The sequence below is a fragment of the Ruegeria sp. BH6 genome (assembly GCF_056538105.1).
Genome location: NZ_JBQFSR010000001.1, coordinates 447,074 through 465,004 on the forward strand (window position 1 = coordinate 447,074; position 17,931 = coordinate 465,004).

Genomic DNA, 17,931 nt, shown 5'->3' on the forward strand with positions numbered 1-17,931 from the left:
GGTGAAGGCCGAAAATTGTTGCCATTGAAATTCACACCTAAGCATATGAAAATCGGCAGTGCTAAATGGTGGCGCACCATATTATTTACAAAAAATATTATTATTCGTGAATTTTTTTACAAAATTATGTTTCAAAAATAGGAATTTATTGAGGAATTTTCATTCCGCTTTCCATTATTGAGATGCACAAAAGTGCGCTTTTGTCCGCTGGAAGAGGAGCCAGAGGGCGAAAGAACGAAAATGGGAGGAATGAATGACCAACAAATCTGTCACACGCCGCGGCGTGCTGAAGTCTGGTGCCGTTGCAGGTACCGGTCTGGCCCTGCCTACAATCTTTACGGCTTCGTCGGCTGCTGCCTTCACCAACGAGCCGACAGGGGCATCTGTCACTTTGGGTTTCAATGTTCCGCAAACCGGACCTTACGCCGAAGAGGGCAATGACGAACTGCTTGCTCAGCAACTGGCGGTCGAACATCTGAACGGCGAAGGGGACGGGGGTTGCCTTAATACCTTCACATCCAAGGCGCTTCAGGGGAACGGCATCCTTGGCAAGAAAGTCGAATTTGTTACGGGTGACACGCAGACCAAATCGGACGCCGCGCGTGCCTCTGCCAAATCGATGATTGAAAAAGACGGCGCGATCATGATCAACGGTGGCTCGTCTTCAGGCGTGGCCGTTGCGGTTCAGGGCCTGTGCCAAGAGGCGGGCGTGATCTTTATGGCGGGTCTGACCCACGCGAACGACACCACGGGCAAGGATAAAAAAGCCAACGGGTTCCGTCATTTCTTCAACGCCTACATGTCGGGTGCAGCGCTTGCACCGGTGTTGGCGGCTGAGATGGGCAAAGAACGTCGCGCCTATCATTTGACGGCCGACTATAACTGGGGTTGGACCCAGGAAGAGTCGATCGTCGCCTCGACCGAAGCCTTGGGATGGGAAACGGTCAACACGGTTAAGACACCACTCGCGTCAACGGACTTTTCGTCCTATATCGCCCCGGTTCTGAACTCGGGCGCGGATGTTCTGGTTCTGAACCATTACGGCGGGAACATGGTGAATTCGCTGACCAACGCAATTCAGTTCGGTCTGTTGGACAAAGTCGCCAATGGCAAGGACTTCAAGATCGTCGTGCCGCTGTATTCCGAGTTGATGGCCGCTGGTGCGGGTGAAAACATCAAAGGCGTCTTGGGGTCAATGAACTGGAACTGGCAGCTGCAGGATGAGGGCACCAAAGCCTTCGTGAAATCCTTTGGCGAGAAGTACGGCAAGCCTCCGTCCAACTCGGCCCAGACCTGCTATGCGCAAGTTCTGCTTTATGCGGATGCGTGTGAGCGGGCAGGAACCTTCAATCCATGCGGTATTGTCGAAGCTCTGGAAGACTTTGAGTTCGACGGGTTGGGCAATGGTCCGACTTGGTATCGCGGTGCGGATCACCAGTGTTTCAAGGACGTGCTGGTCGTGCGGGGCAACGAGAACCCGACCAACGAGTACGACACGCTGGAAATCGTCGAGATCACGCCGCGTGCGCAGGTCGAATACGATCCGGAACACCCGATGTTCGCCGGTGGTGAACTGGGTAAGTGCAACCCGGGCGCTTAAGGCCTTTGGCTGATGTCTGACCGCCGGTCTCGGCGGCCAGACCCCTTGTGGCCGGGCGCTAAAACCCGGTCACGACCACTCAATTACACTGACCAATCTTGAGGTGGGGCCGATGGACGCCATCCTACTGCAAATTCTCAACGGGCTGGACAAGGGCTCGGCCTATGCGCTGATCGCGCTGGGCCTGACGCTGATTTTCGGAACGCTGGGTGTTGTGAACTTTGCCCACGGGGCGCTGTTCATGATCGGAGCGTTCTGTGCGGTGACCTTACAGAAGCTTCTTAACCTGAGTTTCGAAACGGTTGACGAAACCCAGAAGGACTTTCTGGGCAACCCGCTGAAAGTTGAAACGCCTTATGTCGAGGCCTGGTTCGGCCCCGAGGTCGGAGCCACCATCATTGACTGGTCCGTTCCGCTGGCGATCCTTTTTGCGATCCCCATCATGTTGCTGGTTGGCTATGTGATGGAGCGTGGGCTGATCAAGCATTTCTACAAGCGCCCTCATGCGGATCAGATCCTTGTGACCTTTGGACTGGCTATCGTGCTGCAGGAAATCGTCAAGTATTTCTTCGGCGCTAATCCGATCCAGACCCCGCCGCCAGATGCGCTGAGCGGGTCGGTCGATTTGGGCATCATGGTTGGGTTCGACCCCAACGCGATCATCTATCCGATCTGGCGTTTGGTCTATTTCGGATTTGCGGTGGGCATCATCGGTGCGGTGTTCTCATTCCTGCAATTCACTACGTTTGGTATGGTCGTGCGTGCCGGGATGGCGGATCGCGAAACTGTCGGTCTGCTGGGTATCAACATCGACCGCCGGTTCACCATCATGTTCGGCATCGCCGCTGCCGTGGCCGGCCTTGCCGGGGTGATGTACGGCCCGCTTAATCCGCCAAATTACCATATGGGCATGGACTTTCTGGTTCTCAGCTTTGTTGTGGTCGTTGTGGGCGGCATGGGTTCATTGCCAGGCGCGGTGCTGGCCGGGTTCTTGCTGGGTATTTTGGAGAGCTTTGCCTCGACAACCTGGGCAACCACTACGATCCCGGGCATCAATCAGATCATCATCTACCTTGTCGCCATCATCGTGCTGCTAACGCGTCCACGCGGTCTAATGGGCCGCAAGGGCGTGATGGAGGAATAAGCCCATGTTGGGACTAAACAAAAAAGACACCGGCCTGCTGATCATCGTTGCGATCCTGACATTGCTGGCCCCCTTCATCCTGAACCCATTCCCTGAAGGCAGCGCTATGGCGCAATTCAATGCTGGGTATCCGGATCTGATGCAGCGTTTCGTGATCTTCGGCATCTTCGCCATCGGCTTCAACATCCTGTTCGGCTTGACGGGATACCTGTCTTTCGGTCACGCGGCCTTTCTGGGGGTGGGGTCTTATTCCGCCGTTTGGATGTTCAAGCTACTCAGCTACAACATCCTTCCGGCCATTGCGCTAAGTGTGGTCGTCGCCGGATTGTTTTCGCTGCTGATCGGCTTTGTCAGCCTGCGCCGGTCAGGAATTTACTTTTCAATCCTGACACTGGCCTTCGCGCAGATGAGTTTTGCGCTGGCTTACTCGGTGCTATCGAACCCCAAGTTTAACCTGACGAACGGGGAAACCGGCCTGCAAGTCTATGCAGATGATCCGCAGATCCTGCAGGGCGCCAACGCGCCGGACCTGCCGCACCTGTTCGGCTTGCCGATGCGTGCGACCTACACAATGGACGTGGGCGCGTGGAGCTTTGATTTCAACGCGGGCTATTACCTGTGCGCGGTTGTCCTGATGGTGGTGTTCTACCTGTCTATCCGCATCTTCCGGTCGCCCTTTGGCATGATGTTGCGGGCGGTGAAATCGAACCAACAGCGGATGAATTACACGGGTTTGAACTCGAAGCCTTACACGCTGGCGGCCTTTGTAATCTCGGGCATGTATGCCGGTCTGGCCGGTGGTCTGATGGCCGCGATGGACCCGCTGGCTGGTGCTGAACGGATGCAATGGACAGCCTCGGGAGAGGTGGTCCTGATGACTATCCTTGGCGGCACCGGAACACTGATCGGTCCGGTTCTGGGTGCTGGATTTATCAAGTATTTTGAGAACATCTTCTCGAAAATTAACGATAACGTCCTGCACAGCTGGTTCGCATTCCTGCCTGACGGGCTGGAGGATGCGGTTGTCTTCGTGATCCATCCGTTCATCGGTAAAGGTTGGCATTTGACGCTGGGCATCCTGTTTATGCTGGTCGTCATCTATCTGCCAGGCGGTCTTGTCGAAGGTGGCCAACGATTGCTCAACCGCTTTAAGCGCAAGAAATCTAATACCGACGATGCAACGTCGGGCAAAACAGAACCGGCCGAGTAGGGGGCGAACCATGGCAATTCTAAGAGTCAAAGATGTCAGCAAGCGCTTCGGTGGTCTCAAGGCGCTGACGGATGTAAACCTCAATGTCGAAGAGAACTCGGTCCACGCCATCATCGGTCCCAACGGTGCAGGTAAGTCGACGCTGTTGAATTGTTTGGTGGGCAAGCTGATGCCGGACACCGGGTCCGTTTTGTTCAACAACAATTCGGTACTTGGGTTGGAGCCGTTCCAGATTAACCAGATGGGCATCAGCCGCGTGTTTCAGACGCCCGAGATATTTGGCGAGCTGACGGTGATGGAAAACATGTTGATCCCGATCTTCGCAATGCGAGATGGGGCTTTTCGGATGCACGCCTATGAGACCATCGCCAATGAAAAGGCGGTTGTGGAACAGGCCGAGGCGATGCTGGAAGAGATGAACATGGCTGACAAACGCGAAATGCACGCCGCTTCGCTGTCTCGTGGTGACAAGCGGCGGCTAGAGATCGGCATGTGCCTCAGTCAGAACCCGCGCTTGCTGCTGTTGGACGAACCCACGGCGGGCATGGCACGGGCTGATACCAACAATACCATTGATCTGCTGAAGCAAATCAAGGACGAGCGCGACATCACCATCGCGATCATTGAACATGACATGCACGTGGTCTTCAGCCTGGCCGAACGCATCACGGTTTTGGCGCAAGGCACACCCCTGGTTGAAGACACGCCTGAAAACATTCGTGGCAACCCAAAGGTCCGAGAGGCCTATTTGGGCGAAGCAGCGTAAGGAAAAGCTATGAACGAGAAACCTGACTTTTCGAAAAACGCGAACAGGGCCAGTACCGCACCTGCGTTTCTTTCGGTGTGGGATATGCATTCATACTACGGAGAAAGTTACATAGTTCAGGGCGTCAGCTTCAATGTACACGAAGGTGAGATTCTAGCTCTTCTTGGGCGAAACGGCGCTGGCAAGACCTCGACACTCCGTTCCATCGCAAGGGTTGGAGAGCCGGAAGTAAGGCATGGCGAAATCTGGCTGGATCACCAACCGCTGCACAATATGACAAGCTACGAAGCGGCTGCTGCGGGTCTTGGTCTTGTCCCGGAAGATAGGCGAATTATTCCGGGCCTAACTGTCGAAGAAAACCTGCAGCTTGCGCAAATCGCGCCGCCGATTGGATGGTCGCTGGAAAGGTTATACGAGTTGTTCCCGCGCTTGGGCGAGCGCCGCAAACAAGAGGGAATTACGTTGTCCGGCGGCGAACAGCAGATGCTGTCAATTGCCAGGGCGCTGGCCAGAGACATCAAGGTTCTGCTTTTGGATGAGCCATACGAAGGCTTGGCACCTGTCATCGTCGACGAGATCGAAAAAACGCTTATTCATGTCAAGCAACAAGGCATGACTACGATCATCGTTGAACAGAACGCCGTTCGTGCTTTGGAACTGGCGGACCGGGCGATTATTCTGGATACCGGGAGCATTGTGTTTGACGGGGCCGCGAACGAGGTGCTGGAAGACACCAATCTTCGGGAAGAGTATCTGGCGATTTAAGTTTACTGTTTAACCGCATGAAAAGCCTAAAAATATTAGGCTTTTCAGGTGCTTGAAATCCGCTGATGTGGGCGGTTTCGGATAGACCATTGCCGATTTTTCAAAGACAGTCAAACCTGCTGGCCACGCACGTCACCAACCCATTCTGTGTGGGGGTTGGCCTTCACTTCCTCGAGCATTTTTAGAACTTCGGCTTTCCAACCAGCCTTGATCTTTAAGGCCAACTGAGACGGCGGGCGGTGAGCGGGTTCAAGGATCGCGTATTCATACCTGAGCGGATTGCCCAAAGGCACGAACACAACCTTGTCGTTGGACAGGTTCATCTCACGTTCTGTTGCGACGGTCAGCGGATCAACTATCGTGCAGCACTGGCCCGAACTTACAAACGGAATAAGCGGTAGGAAATACTGACAGGTCACGGTCGGATTATAGTTTGCTGACATGTCCTGAAACTCCCGCCGGACTTTGCGCTGAAACGGATGGGTTGCGTATAGCCCGCCCATCGGCGTTCCGTCCAAATCGGAAATCGTAATGCTGTCCTGAGACGCAAGCGGATGATCGCAATCTATCGCGCAGAAACAGTCTGCCTGAATCAGTTCGACCGAATATTGTGCTTTTCGTCCGGCTGAATGCTCGAAATCAGCAAAGCCGAAATCGATATTCTGCGTTCCCGCAAGCTCCATGATTTGCGGAGAACTCCGCGAGGACAACGTAATTTGAATGTCCGGGTTTTCACCCACCGACTGACTGATGAACCGCGGGAACAAAAAGGCCGAAGGGCCCGGCATCGTTGCGATATTCAGGCTGCCGGAATGCCCTTTGATCAAACCCTCCATGGTGTTTGAGATCGTTGACAGGCGATCCAGAATGCCTGCGGTTTCGGCCAGAAGGTAATGCGCCTCGGGGACCGGAACCAGCCGACGTCCTTTGCGTTCAAACAATGTCAGGCCCAAAGATTTTTCGAGGTTCTTGAGGGCAAGGCTGATCGCAGGCTGCGTCCGATGCAATTTCTTGGCAGTCTGAGAGATGGAGCCGGACTCCATCACCTCGCGAAAAACGGTGAGTTGGGTGAGGTTCATGCTCAATGTATAAGTTAAAATTTAATTTTGTGAAATATAACAAATTTGTATTTATGAGAATTGCCTTTACGCTTGCAGGATCGAAGTCGGGCGAACCGAATCCGACGTTCCAACTTGGGAGATGACAATGAAACTAGTGAAATGCTTGACTGGACTGGCTTTGGCTGGCGCGCTGGCCGCACCGGCGTTGGCGCAGGACCCGACCTTTTTCCGCATCGGCACCGGCGGTGCTGGCGGAACCTACTTCCCCATCGGCGGCACCATCGCAAACGGTATCTCGGCCCCTCCGGGTTCGCGCCCCTGTGAAGAAGGCGGCCAGTGCGGTGTTCCTGGTCTGATCGCGATTGCACAATCGACCACCGCGTCGGTGTTCAACAACGCGGCTGTTCAGAACGGTGAGTTGGAAGCTGGCCTTGCGGCGGCGGATGTCACCCGCTCGATGTATCTGGGTGAGGGCAAGTTCGAAGGCAAACCGCACCCCAAGCTGCGCATTGTCGCCAATCTGTTCCCCGAAGACCTGCACCTGGTGCTGCCCGCCGGATCGACGATCAACGATCTGGGTGATCTGGAAGGCAAGCGTGTCGGTATCGCGCAGGCTGGCTCCGGCACGCAGGTTGCCGTGCTGCAGATGCTGGACGCCTGGGGTGTTAACCGCGACAACATGGACGAAGCCGAGCTGAACAACAGCCAAAGCGCCGAGCGTTTGGCCGATGGTCAGCTGGACGCCTACTTCTATGCCGCAGGCTGGCCGGTTGCCGCGATGGTACAGCTGTCCTCGACCAAGGGTATGAACCTGCATTCCTTCAGTGACGAAGATCTGGCCAAGATCAACGAGATCATTCCGGCCTATATCCCCTCGGCCATTCCGGGTGGTGTTTATGAAGGTATCGATGGCGAAACCAAGACCCCGGCGGTCAGCGCGATGTTGGTTGTGTCCTCGGACCTGTCGGATGATCTGGTCTATCAACTGACCAAGGCGATGTGGAACGACAACACACGCAAGCTGCTGGACAATGGCCATGCCAAAGGCAAGCAGATCACGCCGGATACCGCGCTGGACGGCGTCGAAGCGCTGGGCGTTCCGCTGCATCCGGGTGCCGAGAAGTTCTATAAAGAAGCTGGGCTTCTTCAGTAATCAAATCCCACCGTAACCTATCGTCCGGTGCCCCATTTCGGGGCACCGCACACTTGAATTATGCGAAATCAGGGGGCCATCATGACCGAGACCCAGAAACTTGATGACCACGAACTGACGGCCGAAGAACTTGCGGCCATCGAAGAACAGTTCGACGAAGGCGCCGCTGTTCGTCAGGTCACACCAACCACCGGTAAGGTCCTGCGCGTCGTTGCCCTGATCTTTGCTTTCTATGAATTCTTTACTGCCGGGTTCGGCCTGCCTGCCGACCACTGGCATATGGGCATCTATCTGGCCCTGCTGTTCATTCTGGTTTACGCGACCATTCCGATTATCGGGTCGCAAAGCCTGTATGCGCTCAAAGTCAGCCGGTTCCGCGTCGGCAACATCCCCCTTTACGATCTGGTCTTCATGGCGCTGGGTATCATTGCCGCGCTGTACGTTGGCTTCGCCTGGCGTGGCATTCCCTTTTTGGGGATCGAGGAGCAGACGTTCCGAATGGGCAACCCAAACGGCTATGACGTGTTCCTGGGCGTCGTCATCATTCTGCTGGTGCTGGACATCGCGCGCCGCACGCTGGGTTGGGTTTTGCCGCTGATCATCTGTGTATTCATTTCATACGCGCTGCTGGGGCCGTATTTCCCCGGTCTGCTGCAACATCCCGGTGTGAACTTCAAAACTTTCGTGTCGTCGATGTATTTCCCGCAAGAGGGTATTTACGGCGTCACTCTGTGGGTTGTCTCAACCATCGTGTTCCACTTTGTCCTGTTCGGCGTGATCGCACAGCGCACAGGGCTGGGACAGCTTTTCATCGATAACGCCACGATTTTGGCGGGCCGCTATACTGGCGGTCCGGCAAAAGTGTCGGTGGTATCCTCGGCCTTCTTCGGCACGATTTCGGGTTCTTCGGTGGCCAACACCGTATCAACCGGCGCGCTGACTATCCCAAACATGAAGCGCCTAGGATACCCCGGCCATTTTGCAGGCGGGGTCGAGGCCGCGTCTTCGGCTGGTGGTCAAATTACACCGCCGATCATGGGCGCTGCGGCGTTTATCATGGCCGAGTTCCTTGAGGTCCCGTACACCACCATCGTGATTGCGGCGATCTTCCCGGCGATCCTGCATTATGTCGGCGTCTTCGCCGTTGTGCATCTGATGGCGCGTAAACTGAACCTGCAGGGTCTGGCCAAAGAGCAACTGCCGCAGCTCAAGGCTGTGTGGGCCGAAGGGTGGGCGAACATTGTGCCTCTGATCGGTCTGCTGGTGGTCCTGTTCACCGGTTACACGCCGTTCATGTCGGCCTTCTGCGGTATTTCGCTGGCAGTGATTGCGGGCATGTCGCGGATCAAGCAACCTCCGACGTTGATCTACGCAGCCGCATTCCTGGCCTTTGTCCTTTGGAAATTCTCGGATGGCGGATTTGATCTGACCATGACGGCCATTCTGTGCGGCCTTTCAGTTGTAGCAACACTCAACCCGCAAAAACGGATCGAAGTGCCGGAGATGCTGCAGGCGGTCGAGTTGGGCGTGAAATATTCGCTGGCCGTGGGTGCCGCTGCCGCAGCCGTGGGCATCGTAGTCGGAGTGATCAACACCACCGGCATCGGCTTCCGCATCGGGTTTATGGTGACGCAGGGCGCAGGCAATCTGGCATCGGATCTGTACAACATGATCTCGTTCGGCAGCTTCCAACTGTTTGCGATGGAAGACCTGCAACTGTTCATCTCGCTGGTCTTCATCGCCATCGTCTGCATCCTGATGGGCGCGGGTATCCCCACCACGGCGCTGTACATCATGCTGGTGTCCGTCGCGCAGCCTGCGCTGGCGCAGCTTGGCGTCCCGCCGATCGCCAGCCACCTGTTTGTGCTGTACTATGGGGTGGTCTCGGAAATCACGCCGCCAGTCTGTACCTCGGCCTATGCGGCGGCGGCCATTGCGAACTCGAACCCGTTCCGTACCGGGCTATCTGCCTTTACGCTCGGGTTGGGTAAGGTGATTGCACCGATGGCTTTTGTCTATGCGCCGGTTCTTCTGTTTGTGTCTTCGACCGGGTTTGACCTGTGGGAATTCACCTATACGGCATCAAGCTGTATCGCCGGGGTTATCGCCCTGTCCGCAGCTGTCGTGGGATACTGGTTGAGCCCGTTGAACATGGTGTCGCGTATCCTGATGGCGGTCGCCGGGGTCATTTTCGTGGCGCCGACCCTGACTGCCGATCTGGTCGCGCTGGCCGTGGCTTCGCCAGTCATCATCACGCAGTTGATCGCCCGCAATCGCAGTCATTCGGCGGCCTGATGAAATGACAGAACAAGTCACCATCATCGGTGCCGGCATCGTCGGCATCTGCTGCGCCTTGTCGCTGCAAGAGCGTGGCATTCCGGTCCGGCTTGTCGATAGGGGCGAGCCGGGTCAGGAAACCTCGTTCGGGAATGCGGGTGTGGTATCGCCCTGGTCGATTATCCCGCAGGCGATGCCGGGGATCTGGAAGAAGCTTCCCCAAATGCTTTTGGATCCGAAAAGCGCGCTTTCGGTGCGGCCCAATTTCTGGCCAAAGATGATCCCCTGGGGTTTACGTTTTCTGGGCAATTCCGGCGAAAAGACCGTTCGCGAAGTGTCGGATGCGATGGATCTTTTGTGTCGCCCGTCAATTGACCTGTACCGTCGGCATTTGCAAGGCACTGGCTGCGAAGATCTGATTACCGACAGCTACTATGTTCATGCATTCCGTCGTCCCGAACAGGCTGATTTGGAAGGTCTCGACTATCTTATCCGTCAGGAAAAAGGTGGTGATCTTGAGCGTGTTGACGGGCACGAACTGCGGCGTCTTGAACCTGCGCTGACGTCCGAATTCAGAGCGGCGGTGCTGATCAAAGGTCAGGCCCGTTTAACCTCGCCGGGTCGCGTTGGCGCGGTTCTGGCGGAAAAAGCCCGCACGCAGGGGGCAGAGATCGTAAAGACCGAGGTCACTGGTCTGACCTTTGCCCAAGGTGGCGGATGGCATCTATCCACACCGCAAGAAACGCTGCACGCGCGCAACATCATTCTGGCGGCTGGCGTATGGTCTGCTGAATTTTTGAAACCGCTGGGTCTAACCGTTCCGCTTGTCGCCGAGCGGGGATACCATGTTCAGTTTCAGAACCCTGCTGCCAGCCTGAACAATTCGGTCATGGATGTGGATGCAAAGGTCGTTGCCAGCTCGATGGTCGATGGGCTTAGGGTTGCCGGAACGGCCGAGTTTGCAAAGGTCGACGCACCGGCCGATCCGCGCAAAGAAAAAATTCTGACAGAGCAAGCCAAGGCGATGGTGCCGGATCTTGATACCAGCCGGGCACAGTTCTGGATGGGTCGGCGGCCTTCATTCCCAGACAGCCTTCCTGCGATTGGGCAACTTGACGGGCAGGCCGGGCTTTATACGGCGTTCGGGCATTCCCATTATGGCCTGATGATGGCCCCTAAAACCGGCGAACTGGTTGCCGATCTTGTGTCGGGACGCAAGCCCAACGTCGATCTGGCGCCATTTTCACCGACCCGGTTTTGAACCTGCGGCACACTCACCTTGAAAGGATTTGAATACCATGCCGATTTATGAAGGCGGTCAGAATATCTGTGGGGCCTCAATAGGCGTTCTTTGTCTTGAGAGCTATTTCCCCAAACCTCCGGGGCATATCAAGAATCCGTCCAGCCTGCCGTTTCCGGTCCTTTATGAAATGATCGACGGCGTTACTGTCCCGACCCTGCTGAACAACCCCACACCCGAGCTACTTGACCCATTCATCAAAGGTGCGCAGAGGCTAGAAGCTGAAGGCGTACGAGCCATTACCGGCAGCTGTGGTTTTCTCGCCCTGTTTCAGAAGGAACTGGCAGCAGCAGTGTCTGTTCCTGTATTTGCGTCCAGCCTGATCCAGGTGCCTCTGGCCTTTCACATGACCGGAGCCAAGGCGCCGGTGGGCGTGGTGACCGCAGATGCATCGGCACTGACGGACCGGCATTTCGAAGGCGTCGGAGCGGCTGGTATTCCCGTGGTCGTACAAGGGTTGGAGCACACCATTGAATTCGCCGAAGTGATCCTACGCAACATAAGAACCCGTATGGACACCGATCTGATCGAGGCCGAATTGATGGATGCAGTGCGCAACCTGAAGCGGCAGTCGCCTGACATCCGGTCCATCGTTCTGGAATGCACCGATCTGCCGCCCTACGCCGCGCGGATTCAGCAAGAACTTCAGCTGCCAGTATTTGATCTGACGACATTGGCTCAGATGGCGCATTCCGTTGCCACGCGCAGCGCGTATTCTGGGATCATGCCCTGGACGTAAAAATCTGCAGGCCAGGCGCTTCGTGCCATATCGGAAAGGCATGGACCCCGGTCTGCAATTGCGGATATGCCAATCCTTGCAAGGGGTGACAATGACCAAGGGGGTGTGGAAGTGTCTGTCGAACTATCCATCCTGATGGTCGCCATCTGCTTAGGCGCAGTACTTCAGGTCGGGGTAGGGATTGGGTTCAGCATCATTGCAGGTCCGCCAATGATGATCATGTTGGGTACATCGACAGCCGTGCCCGTTTTATTGCTGTTGAACACCATAGTGTCCGTGGTCGCCACTGACCGGCGCATCCTTGCGATCGAACGAAAGACAACCCTCATCGGCATTGCCGGTTGCCTTGTCGGTGTGATCGCTGGCCTGGCAATCTACCCGTTTCTAAGCGACGTGTTCGTTCTGACCCTGACGGCCTGCTTGCTACTGATCGGGTTGATTACAACCCTTATCCCGTTTCACCGCGCCATTGGTACGGCGGGTTTCTCAGCCGTGTCAGGGTTATCCGGGCTTGCAACCGTTTGGGCAGCGACGCCCGGGCCCCTGATGGTGTTCGGTCTGATTGCGAAAGGTCATCAGGCCAAGGAAGTCGCGAAGCTGGTCCAACCCATTGCTCTGGTCGCCTATGGCACCGCGTTTTTGCTGCATAGTTTGTCTTCGGTGCAGACAAACCCGTTCGGGCCGCAGTTATGGGCGTTCGCTTCGGTTACTTTGGTCGGTAGCCTGATCGGCCGCGCCATCGGCCCGTACTTGCCGCAACCACTTATCACTGCTGCAATTCGGCTGGTTTCGCTGATTGCCTGCTGTGTTCTCTTTCAACGTGCCTATGCGATGGCTTATCTCTGAGGGGCAAATGATGACACGCACTGATATACTGGCCCAATTCCCACGCGCTAAGCTTATGTCCGGCCCAACGCCGCTGGAGCGCCTGAACAAAATGTCCAACGAACTGGGCATTGATCTGTGGCTGAAACGCGATGACCTGACGGGGCTTGGTTTTGGGGGAAACAAGACACGGCAGCTCGAATTCTATTTCGGTGACGCCATACAGCAAGGCGCTGATACTGTTCTGATCACAGGTGCCGTCCAATCCAACTATGTGCGTTCCGCCGCCGCAGCAGCTGCACGGTTGGGCATGCAGTCGGTCCTGCAATTGGAAGAGCGTGTGCCAGACATGGCCCCCGACTATTACACCTCGGGGAATGTTCTGTTGGCCAAAATACTCGGCGCGGAACACATGAGCTATCCTCTGGGTGAGGACGAAGCCGGCGCAGATGCAGCCCTGCATGCGCGCGCGGATGAGTTAAAGGCACAGGGGCGCAAGCCTTACGTCATTCATCTGGGGCTACATCACCCTCCGTTGGGTGCTTTGGGGTATGTCGCAGCGGGTCAGGAACTGTGCCAGCAGATGCGTGATTTTGATGCGGTTGTCGTGCCGTCGGGCAGTGGGGCGACACATGGTGGCTTGCTAACCGGCGTCGCGCTGTCAGAGGCGTCCGCGCCGGTCTTCGGTGTCTGCGTGCGTCGCGACAAAACCCAACAGCATGCGCGCATGGAAACTGTCCTGCAAAAGCTAGCAGATTTGCTGGGCATCGAAGCGGACCCTCTGAAAGACAGAATTGAGGTTATGGACGAGGCCTTGCCCCCGGGCTACGGCAAGTTGAGCGCCATGACACAAGCCGCATTGCAAAAGATGGCCCGGACAGAAGGAATATTCCTTGATCCCGTTTATACCGCAAAGACCTTTGCGGGGTTGTTGCATTTGGTTGAAACAGGGAAAATCCAACAAGGACAGAAGGTTGTCATGCTGCATACCGGAGGATTGCCTGCGCTGTTTGGTTACCAAAGCGAGTTGTTGGGCAGCCTGCAGTAAGACGGCTTGCTGCTTATGGGGTGGCGTCTGCAAGCCAATCCATAATTTTCAAAGCAGCCGCATTGCGTTGCGCGCGCTCTGTCAGGCACACGAAGTACCCCCGTTCAGTATTTAGGCGCCGTGACGTCACCGGCGTCAATTGTCCAAGGTCAAAATGGTCCTGCAACAGTGTTTGCCATCCCAGGATCACACCATCCCCGTTCAAAGCAGCCTGCAGGTAGACCATGAAACTGGTAAATTTCCGCTCGGACACTGGCGGGGGCGGTGTAAGGCCAGTATCTGCGAAGAACGTATTCCAGTCGTCGGTGTGATTGCCCATTGTAAGATGGAGAAGCGGGCTTTGCGCCAGGGCCGCCGGGGTGTCAAGGATGGTGTTCGCGACTTCGGGATGCGCCACTGCAACCATGGTTTCCTGAAAAATCAGGCGGTGCCTGACCCCCGGCAACCTGTCCGGGTGGTCAAACGCAATGATGATGTCGGCATCAGGCCCATATGCGTTGTTTTGGTCCCGGGAAATCAACTCGACCGAGATTTCGGGATGCGCGGTACGAAAGGCGGGCAGGCGCTTCATCAAGTAACAGCTGGCGAAGCCGATGGTGGTGTTGACGGTGACAACATCTTTGTCCGGACGGCGGCAAATCTGTTCTGCCGCGCTGCTAACCTGTAGAATGCTGCTGGCAACGGCGCGGAACAGAACTTCGCCTTCGCGTGTTAATGACACGTTGGGGCGGGTCCGATTTAACAGTCTGACGCCAAGTTCCGTTTCAAGCGCGGCAACGCGGCGGCTGATCGCCGGTTGCTGAACATTCAGTTCTTGCGCGGCACGCGTAAAGCTGCGGTGTCGTGCAGCTGCCTCAAAAGCAGTAAGTAGTTTCCAATTTGGCGCGGCCATATCATTCCTCAATGGAATGTCGAGTATAAGGTTTTTCGATCTTCCCGGAAAAAACAAGCAGAATTAGCATTCTTGAAGAATAACAGCATTCCAAGAATGAGGTGCGTCATGAAAGTGCAGATGGCAGTTCATTGTGATCCGCAATCACGGATGCGGGCCGAAGCATTGGATCCGCCGTGCCAGACGCCGGATGAAGGTTTTTCTGAATGAAAACCACGGGTATCATCCTGTTAAACAAAGGTGTGCCATGACCCGATCCGCCCTTTGTCGGTTGGCCCGCTTTGTGGTCGACGATCCGCTTATGCCCGACCCGGATACACTGGCCGTTCTGCGCGATGGGGTGATCGATACGCTGGGCTGCATTCTGGCAGGTGTAAGAACCGAAGTGGCCTTCAAAACACGCGCAGCGGTGCAGGCTATGTCAGTGGAAGGCGGGGCTGAGGTGCTGGGTGCCAAAATGACAACCTCGCGCCCGCATGCCGCGTTTCTGAATGCGGTTGCGGGACATGCGCTGGACTTTGACGATTGGGAATTGCCCGGCAACACGCACCCGACCGTAGTTTTATTTCCCGCGATGCTTGCCGTCATGGGGACCAGGGCAACGGGTCGTGATCTGGCGCAAGCCTATCTGGCGGGGTTCGAAGTCATCGCACGTCTGGGTGAGGCGTTGAATTTCGAACATTACGACGCTGGCTGGCATTCTACCGCGACTTTTGGGGCTCCGGCCGCTGCTGCAGCTTGCGCGCGATTGATGGGGCTGGACGCATCGGAAACGACCCATGCGATGTCTCTCTCAATCAGTGCGATTGGTGGATATACTTGTCAGTTCGGCTCTAATGCCAAGCCGGTTCAGGCGGGGTTCGCTGCGCGAGCAGGGGTCGAGGCCGCCTGTTTGGCTCGCGCCGGTGTCACCGGTCAAGCACATGTGCTGGATCATGAGCGGGGGCAGGCGGTTTTGATGGGCGGGCTTGTGCCTGATCGGTTGCAGGCGGCGCTGGGCAAACTGGGAACGGGATACGCTCTGGCCGAATACGGGCTGGTTCTGAAACCCTGGCCAAGCTGCGGGTATACCCATCGGATCATGACCTGCGCACGTCGCCTTTATGGACGGATTGATCCGACGAAGATCACCGCGATTGACCTTTATGTGCCCGATTTTCACGCCGCCGTGCTGCCATTCGTGCAACCCAGGTCCATCCCAGAGGCTCTGTTCAGCCTGCCATTTGTAGCGGCCATGGGGTTGGTAAATGGTAATTTGACGCATGCCGATCTCACGCAGCAGGCGTGGAAGAAGCCGATGATTGAACGCCTGATTGGCAAGTCTCGCGTGCATGCTTTTGCGCCCAATCAGTCCGGTCAAAACTATTCGGCCAAGGACCCAGACCGGCTTGTTGTGACGTTCCAAGATGGGCAGATCATCGAGGAAAGCTGCAGCTTTCCCACAGGTGCGCCGCAGTCGCCGATGTCACAATCACAGCTTTGGGAGAAGTTTGCGGCCAATACCGGGCCGGTGCCCGAAAGCTGGGTCGAAAAGTTGCGCATCTGGCCCGAGCTACCTGCCGTGTCTTCGTTGTTCTGCCGTCAGGGAGAATACGCATGAGCCGCGTAAGATCAGGACGGGCCGCCCGCAAGGCTCAGCGAAAAGGTGGGGCGGGAACTGGCCCAACCACCGCGATCTGGCCGGGCATCGAAGGTGGGCGATATCGCCCAATCTCAACTGAGGGGATTGCGGCCATCCACAAAACCACACTTCGCATTCTGGCCGAGATTGGCATGGCCAACGCGACGCCCCGCTGTGTCGACACCGTCGTTGCTGCCGGGGGATTGGTTTCGGATGCTGGTCGGCTTTTGTTTCCGTCCAAGTTGGTGGAGCAAGTGTTAACAACGGTTGGCCGGGGTTTCACGTTGTACGGTCAACGGCCGGAATACGACCTTGATCCAAGCGGTACGCGCATCCACCTTGGTACCTCGGGCGCGGCGGTCCATATCGTCGACAGCGCGACAGGTGAGGTGCGCGACAGCACGCTGAAGGACCTGCACGAAATGGCGCGGTTGGCCGAAGCGCTGCCCAACATTCACATGTTTCAGCGCACCGTGGTCGCCCGGGATATTCCTGACACGCATGCAATGGAGATGAGCACGGCCTTCGCCTGCGCAGCGGGTACCGCCAAGCCAATCGGAACGTCCTTCAGTTCTGCCGAAACAATGCGTGCGGCGATTGAGATGTTCCATATGATTGCGGGCGGCGAAGCGGCTTGGCGGGCAAGGCCGTTCTGCTGTGTTTCCACGTGTTTTGTCGTGCCACCCCTGACTTTTGCTGCCGAAGCACTGGGAATAATCGAATGCGCAGCCGAGACCGGGACACCGTTAAAACTGGTGTCGGCAGGGCAGGCGGGTGCGACAAGCCCCGCGCCTTTGGCGGGCGCTGTCGCTCAGCAAACGGCCGAGGTTCTGGCCGGGTTGGTCTATCTGAACCTGCTGAATCCCGGGCACCCGGCGTTATTTGGTGCCTTGCCCTTTGTCAGCGACCTACGCACCGGCGCGATGTCCGGTGGCAGTGCCGAGCAGGGCGTGCTGATGGCGGCCTGTGCGCAGATGGCGCAATATTATGGCATTCCCTGTGCGGTGAGCGCGGGGATGACGGACAGCAAGCTGCCAGACTTTCAGGCAGGGTATGAAAAGGGCATCACCGAATTGCTCAGCGCGTTGGCGGGGGCCAATCTGATTTACGAAGCCGCTGGCATGTACGGCTCGCTTCTGGCGGCGAGCAAGGAAAGTTTTGTCCTGGATAACGACCTGATTGGATCGGTGATGCGTGCGACACGCGGGTTTGAGATCACCGAGGATGCGCTCGCCTTCGATGTGATCCGCGACATGTGCCTGAACGGTCCGGGGCATTTTCTGGGCGCGAGTCAAACCCTGGGCCGCATGCAAAGCGACTATTACTATCCCGCACTTGCGGATCGGACGACACCACAGGCGTGGTCCGATGCAGGATCACCCAGTCTGATCGATTCTGCACGCGTCCGGACCGACGCGATTCTTGCCGGCGATCCAACGCCCGTGTTCGGCGTAAAAACAGCAACCGACATCGCGCAGCGGTTTCCCGAGATTGGCAGATATTTTCCATGAGAATGGGCGACGAAATCGA

The 17,931-nt window shown here is 56.5% G+C and carries 15 protein-coding genes; 13 read left to right on the top strand and 2 right to left on the bottom strand.

Annotated features, from left to right (window positions below; all coding sequences use genetic code 11):
- Positions 1 to 253: 253 nt before the first annotated feature.
- The 5 genes from ACR0B8_RS02265 (at position 254) to ACR0B8_RS02285 (ending at position 5,485) form a co-directional block, all read left to right on the top strand.
- Positions 254 to 1,600 (top strand): substrate-binding protein, encoded by a 1,347-nt coding sequence (locus ACR0B8_RS02265; protein ID WP_170348210.1) that lies wholly within the window; start codon positions 254 to 256, stop codon positions 1,598 to 1,600.
- Positions 1,601 to 1,712: 112 nt separating this feature from the next.
- The gene (locus tag ACR0B8_RS02270) at positions 1,713 to 2,744 is read left to right on the top strand and encodes a branched-chain amino acid ABC transporter permease (protein ID WP_170357737.1); all 1,032 of its coding nucleotides are present in this window, start codon (positions 1,713 to 1,715) and stop codon (positions 2,742 to 2,744) included.
- A 4-nt stretch (positions 2,745 to 2,748) separates the two neighbouring features.
- Positions 2,749 to 3,954 (top strand): branched-chain amino acid ABC transporter permease, encoded by a 1,206-nt coding sequence (locus ACR0B8_RS02275; protein WP_170348212.1) that lies wholly within the window; start codon positions 2,749 to 2,751, stop codon positions 3,952 to 3,954.
- Between the two features lie 10 nt (positions 3,955 to 3,964).
- Positions 3,965 to 4,720: an ABC transporter ATP-binding protein gene (locus ACR0B8_RS02280; RefSeq protein ID WP_170348213.1), complete on the top strand. Its 756-nt coding sequence runs from the start codon at positions 3,965 to 3,967 to the stop codon at positions 4,718 to 4,720.
- A 9-nt stretch (positions 4,721 to 4,729) separates the two neighbouring features.
- Positions 4,730 to 5,485 (top strand): ABC transporter ATP-binding protein, encoded by a 756-nt coding sequence (locus ACR0B8_RS02285; protein ID WP_170357741.1) that lies wholly within the window; start codon positions 4,730 to 4,732, stop codon positions 5,483 to 5,485.
- A 110-nt stretch (positions 5,486 to 5,595) separates the two neighbouring features.
- On the opposite strand, the gene ACR0B8_RS02290 is transcribed toward ACR0B8_RS02285, so the two are convergent.
- Positions 5,596 to 6,564 carry a LysR family transcriptional regulator gene (locus ACR0B8_RS02290; protein WP_170357743.1) on the bottom strand — a complete coding sequence of 323 codons (969 nt, stop codon included), beginning with the start codon at positions 6,562 to 6,564 and terminating at the stop codon, positions 5,596 to 5,598.
- A gap of 127 nt (positions 6,565 to 6,691) precedes the next feature.
- Between ACR0B8_RS02290 and ACR0B8_RS02295 the strand changes: the two genes are divergently transcribed.
- From ACR0B8_RS02295 to ACR0B8_RS02320, 6 genes are all read left to right on the top strand, one after another.
- A complete protein-coding gene (locus tag ACR0B8_RS02295) occupies positions 6,692 to 7,699 on the top strand; it encodes a TAXI family TRAP transporter solute-binding subunit (RefSeq protein ID WP_170348216.1) in 1,008 nt (335 codons plus the stop codon).
- Between the two features lie 81 nt (positions 7,700 to 7,780).
- On the top strand, positions 7,781 to 9,994 hold the full coding sequence (locus ACR0B8_RS02300; RefSeq protein ID WP_170357745.1) for a TRAP transporter permease: 2,214 nt from the start codon (positions 7,781 to 7,783) through the stop codon (positions 9,992 to 9,994).
- Between the two features lie 4 nt (positions 9,995 to 9,998).
- Positions 9,999 to 11,237: an NAD(P)/FAD-dependent oxidoreductase gene (locus tag ACR0B8_RS02305; RefSeq protein ID WP_170357747.1), complete on the top strand. Its 1,239-nt coding sequence runs from the start codon at positions 9,999 to 10,001 to the stop codon at positions 11,235 to 11,237.
- A gap of 37 nt (positions 11,238 to 11,274) precedes the next feature.
- Positions 11,275 to 12,015 carry an aspartate/glutamate racemase family protein gene (locus tag ACR0B8_RS02310; RefSeq protein WP_170357749.1) on the top strand — a complete coding sequence of 247 codons (741 nt, stop codon included), beginning with the start codon at positions 11,275 to 11,277 and terminating at the stop codon, positions 12,013 to 12,015.
- A 111-nt stretch (positions 12,016 to 12,126) separates the two neighbouring features.
- Positions 12,127 to 12,861 carry a TSUP family transporter gene (locus tag ACR0B8_RS02315; protein WP_170348220.1) on the top strand — a complete coding sequence of 245 codons (735 nt, stop codon included), beginning with the start codon at positions 12,127 to 12,129 and terminating at the stop codon, positions 12,859 to 12,861.
- Positions 12,862 to 12,871: 10 nt separating this feature from the next.
- Positions 12,872 to 13,888: a D-cysteine desulfhydrase family protein gene (locus ACR0B8_RS02320; protein ID WP_226688637.1), complete on the top strand. Its 1,017-nt coding sequence runs from the start codon at positions 12,872 to 12,874 to the stop codon at positions 13,886 to 13,888.
- A 13-nt stretch (positions 13,889 to 13,901) separates the two neighbouring features.
- Here ACR0B8_RS02320 and ACR0B8_RS02325 read toward each other — a convergent pair whose 3' ends face one another.
- A complete protein-coding gene (locus tag ACR0B8_RS02325; protein ID WP_226688636.1) occupies positions 13,902 to 14,780 on the bottom strand; it encodes a LysR substrate-binding domain-containing protein in 879 nt (292 codons plus the stop codon).
- Positions 14,781 to 15,027: 247 nt separating this feature from the next.
- Between ACR0B8_RS02325 and ACR0B8_RS02330 the strand changes: the two genes are divergently transcribed.
- Positions 15,028 to 16,380 (top strand): MmgE/PrpD family protein, encoded by a 1,353-nt coding sequence (locus tag ACR0B8_RS02330; RefSeq protein WP_226688635.1) that lies wholly within the window; start codon positions 15,028 to 15,030, stop codon positions 16,378 to 16,380.
- Positions 16,377 to 17,912, top strand: a complete 1,536-nt coding sequence (locus ACR0B8_RS02335) for a trimethylamine methyltransferase family protein (RefSeq protein WP_170357755.1) — start codon at positions 16,377 to 16,379, stop codon at positions 17,910 to 17,912. The genes ACR0B8_RS02330 and ACR0B8_RS02335 overlap by 4 nt, the downstream gene beginning before the upstream one ends.
- The last annotated feature ends 19 nt before the right edge of the window (positions 17,913 to 17,931 follow it).

Bases quoted from the DNA above. Each gene is read 5' to 3' on its own strand.
- ACR0B8_RS02265 (WP_170348210.1), top strand. From the start codon at position 254: ATGACCAACAAATCTGTCACACGCCGCGGCGTGCTGAAGTCTGGTGCC.
- ACR0B8_RS02270 (WP_170357737.1), top strand. From the start codon at position 1,713: ATGGACGCCATCCTACTGCAAATTCTCAACGGGCTGGACAAGGGCTCG.
- ACR0B8_RS02275 (WP_170348212.1), top strand. From the start codon at position 2,749: ATGTTGGGACTAAACAAAAAAGACACCGGCCTGCTGATCATCGTTGCG.
- ACR0B8_RS02280 (WP_170348213.1), top strand. From the start codon at position 3,965: ATGGCAATTCTAAGAGTCAAAGATGTCAGCAAGCGCTTCGGTGGTCTC.
- ACR0B8_RS02285 (WP_170357741.1), top strand. From the start codon at position 4,730: ATGAACGAGAAACCTGACTTTTCGAAAAACGCGAACAGGGCCAGTACC.
- ACR0B8_RS02290 (WP_170357743.1), bottom strand. From the start codon at position 6,564: ATGAACCTCACCCAACTCACCGTTTTTCGCGAGGTGATGGAGTCCGGC.
- ACR0B8_RS02295 (WP_170348216.1), top strand. From the start codon at position 6,692: ATGAAACTAGTGAAATGCTTGACTGGACTGGCTTTGGCTGGCGCGCTG.
- ACR0B8_RS02300 (WP_170357745.1), top strand. From the start codon at position 7,781: ATGACCGAGACCCAGAAACTTGATGACCACGAACTGACGGCCGAAGAA.
- ACR0B8_RS02305 (WP_170357747.1), top strand. From the start codon at position 9,999: ATGACAGAACAAGTCACCATCATCGGTGCCGGCATCGTCGGCATCTGC.
- ACR0B8_RS02310 (WP_170357749.1), top strand. From the start codon at position 11,275: ATGCCGATTTATGAAGGCGGTCAGAATATCTGTGGGGCCTCAATAGGC.
- ACR0B8_RS02320 (WP_226688637.1), top strand. From the start codon at position 12,872: ATGACACGCACTGATATACTGGCCCAATTCCCACGCGCTAAGCTTATG.
- ACR0B8_RS02325 (WP_226688636.1), bottom strand. From the start codon at position 14,780: ATGGCCGCGCCAAATTGGAAACTACTTACTGCTTTTGAGGCAGCTGCA.
- ACR0B8_RS02330 (WP_226688635.1), top strand. From the start codon at position 15,028: ATGACCCGATCCGCCCTTTGTCGGTTGGCCCGCTTTGTGGTCGACGAT.
- ACR0B8_RS02335 (WP_170357755.1), top strand. From the start codon at position 16,377: ATGAGCCGCGTAAGATCAGGACGGGCCGCCCGCAAGGCTCAGCGAAAA.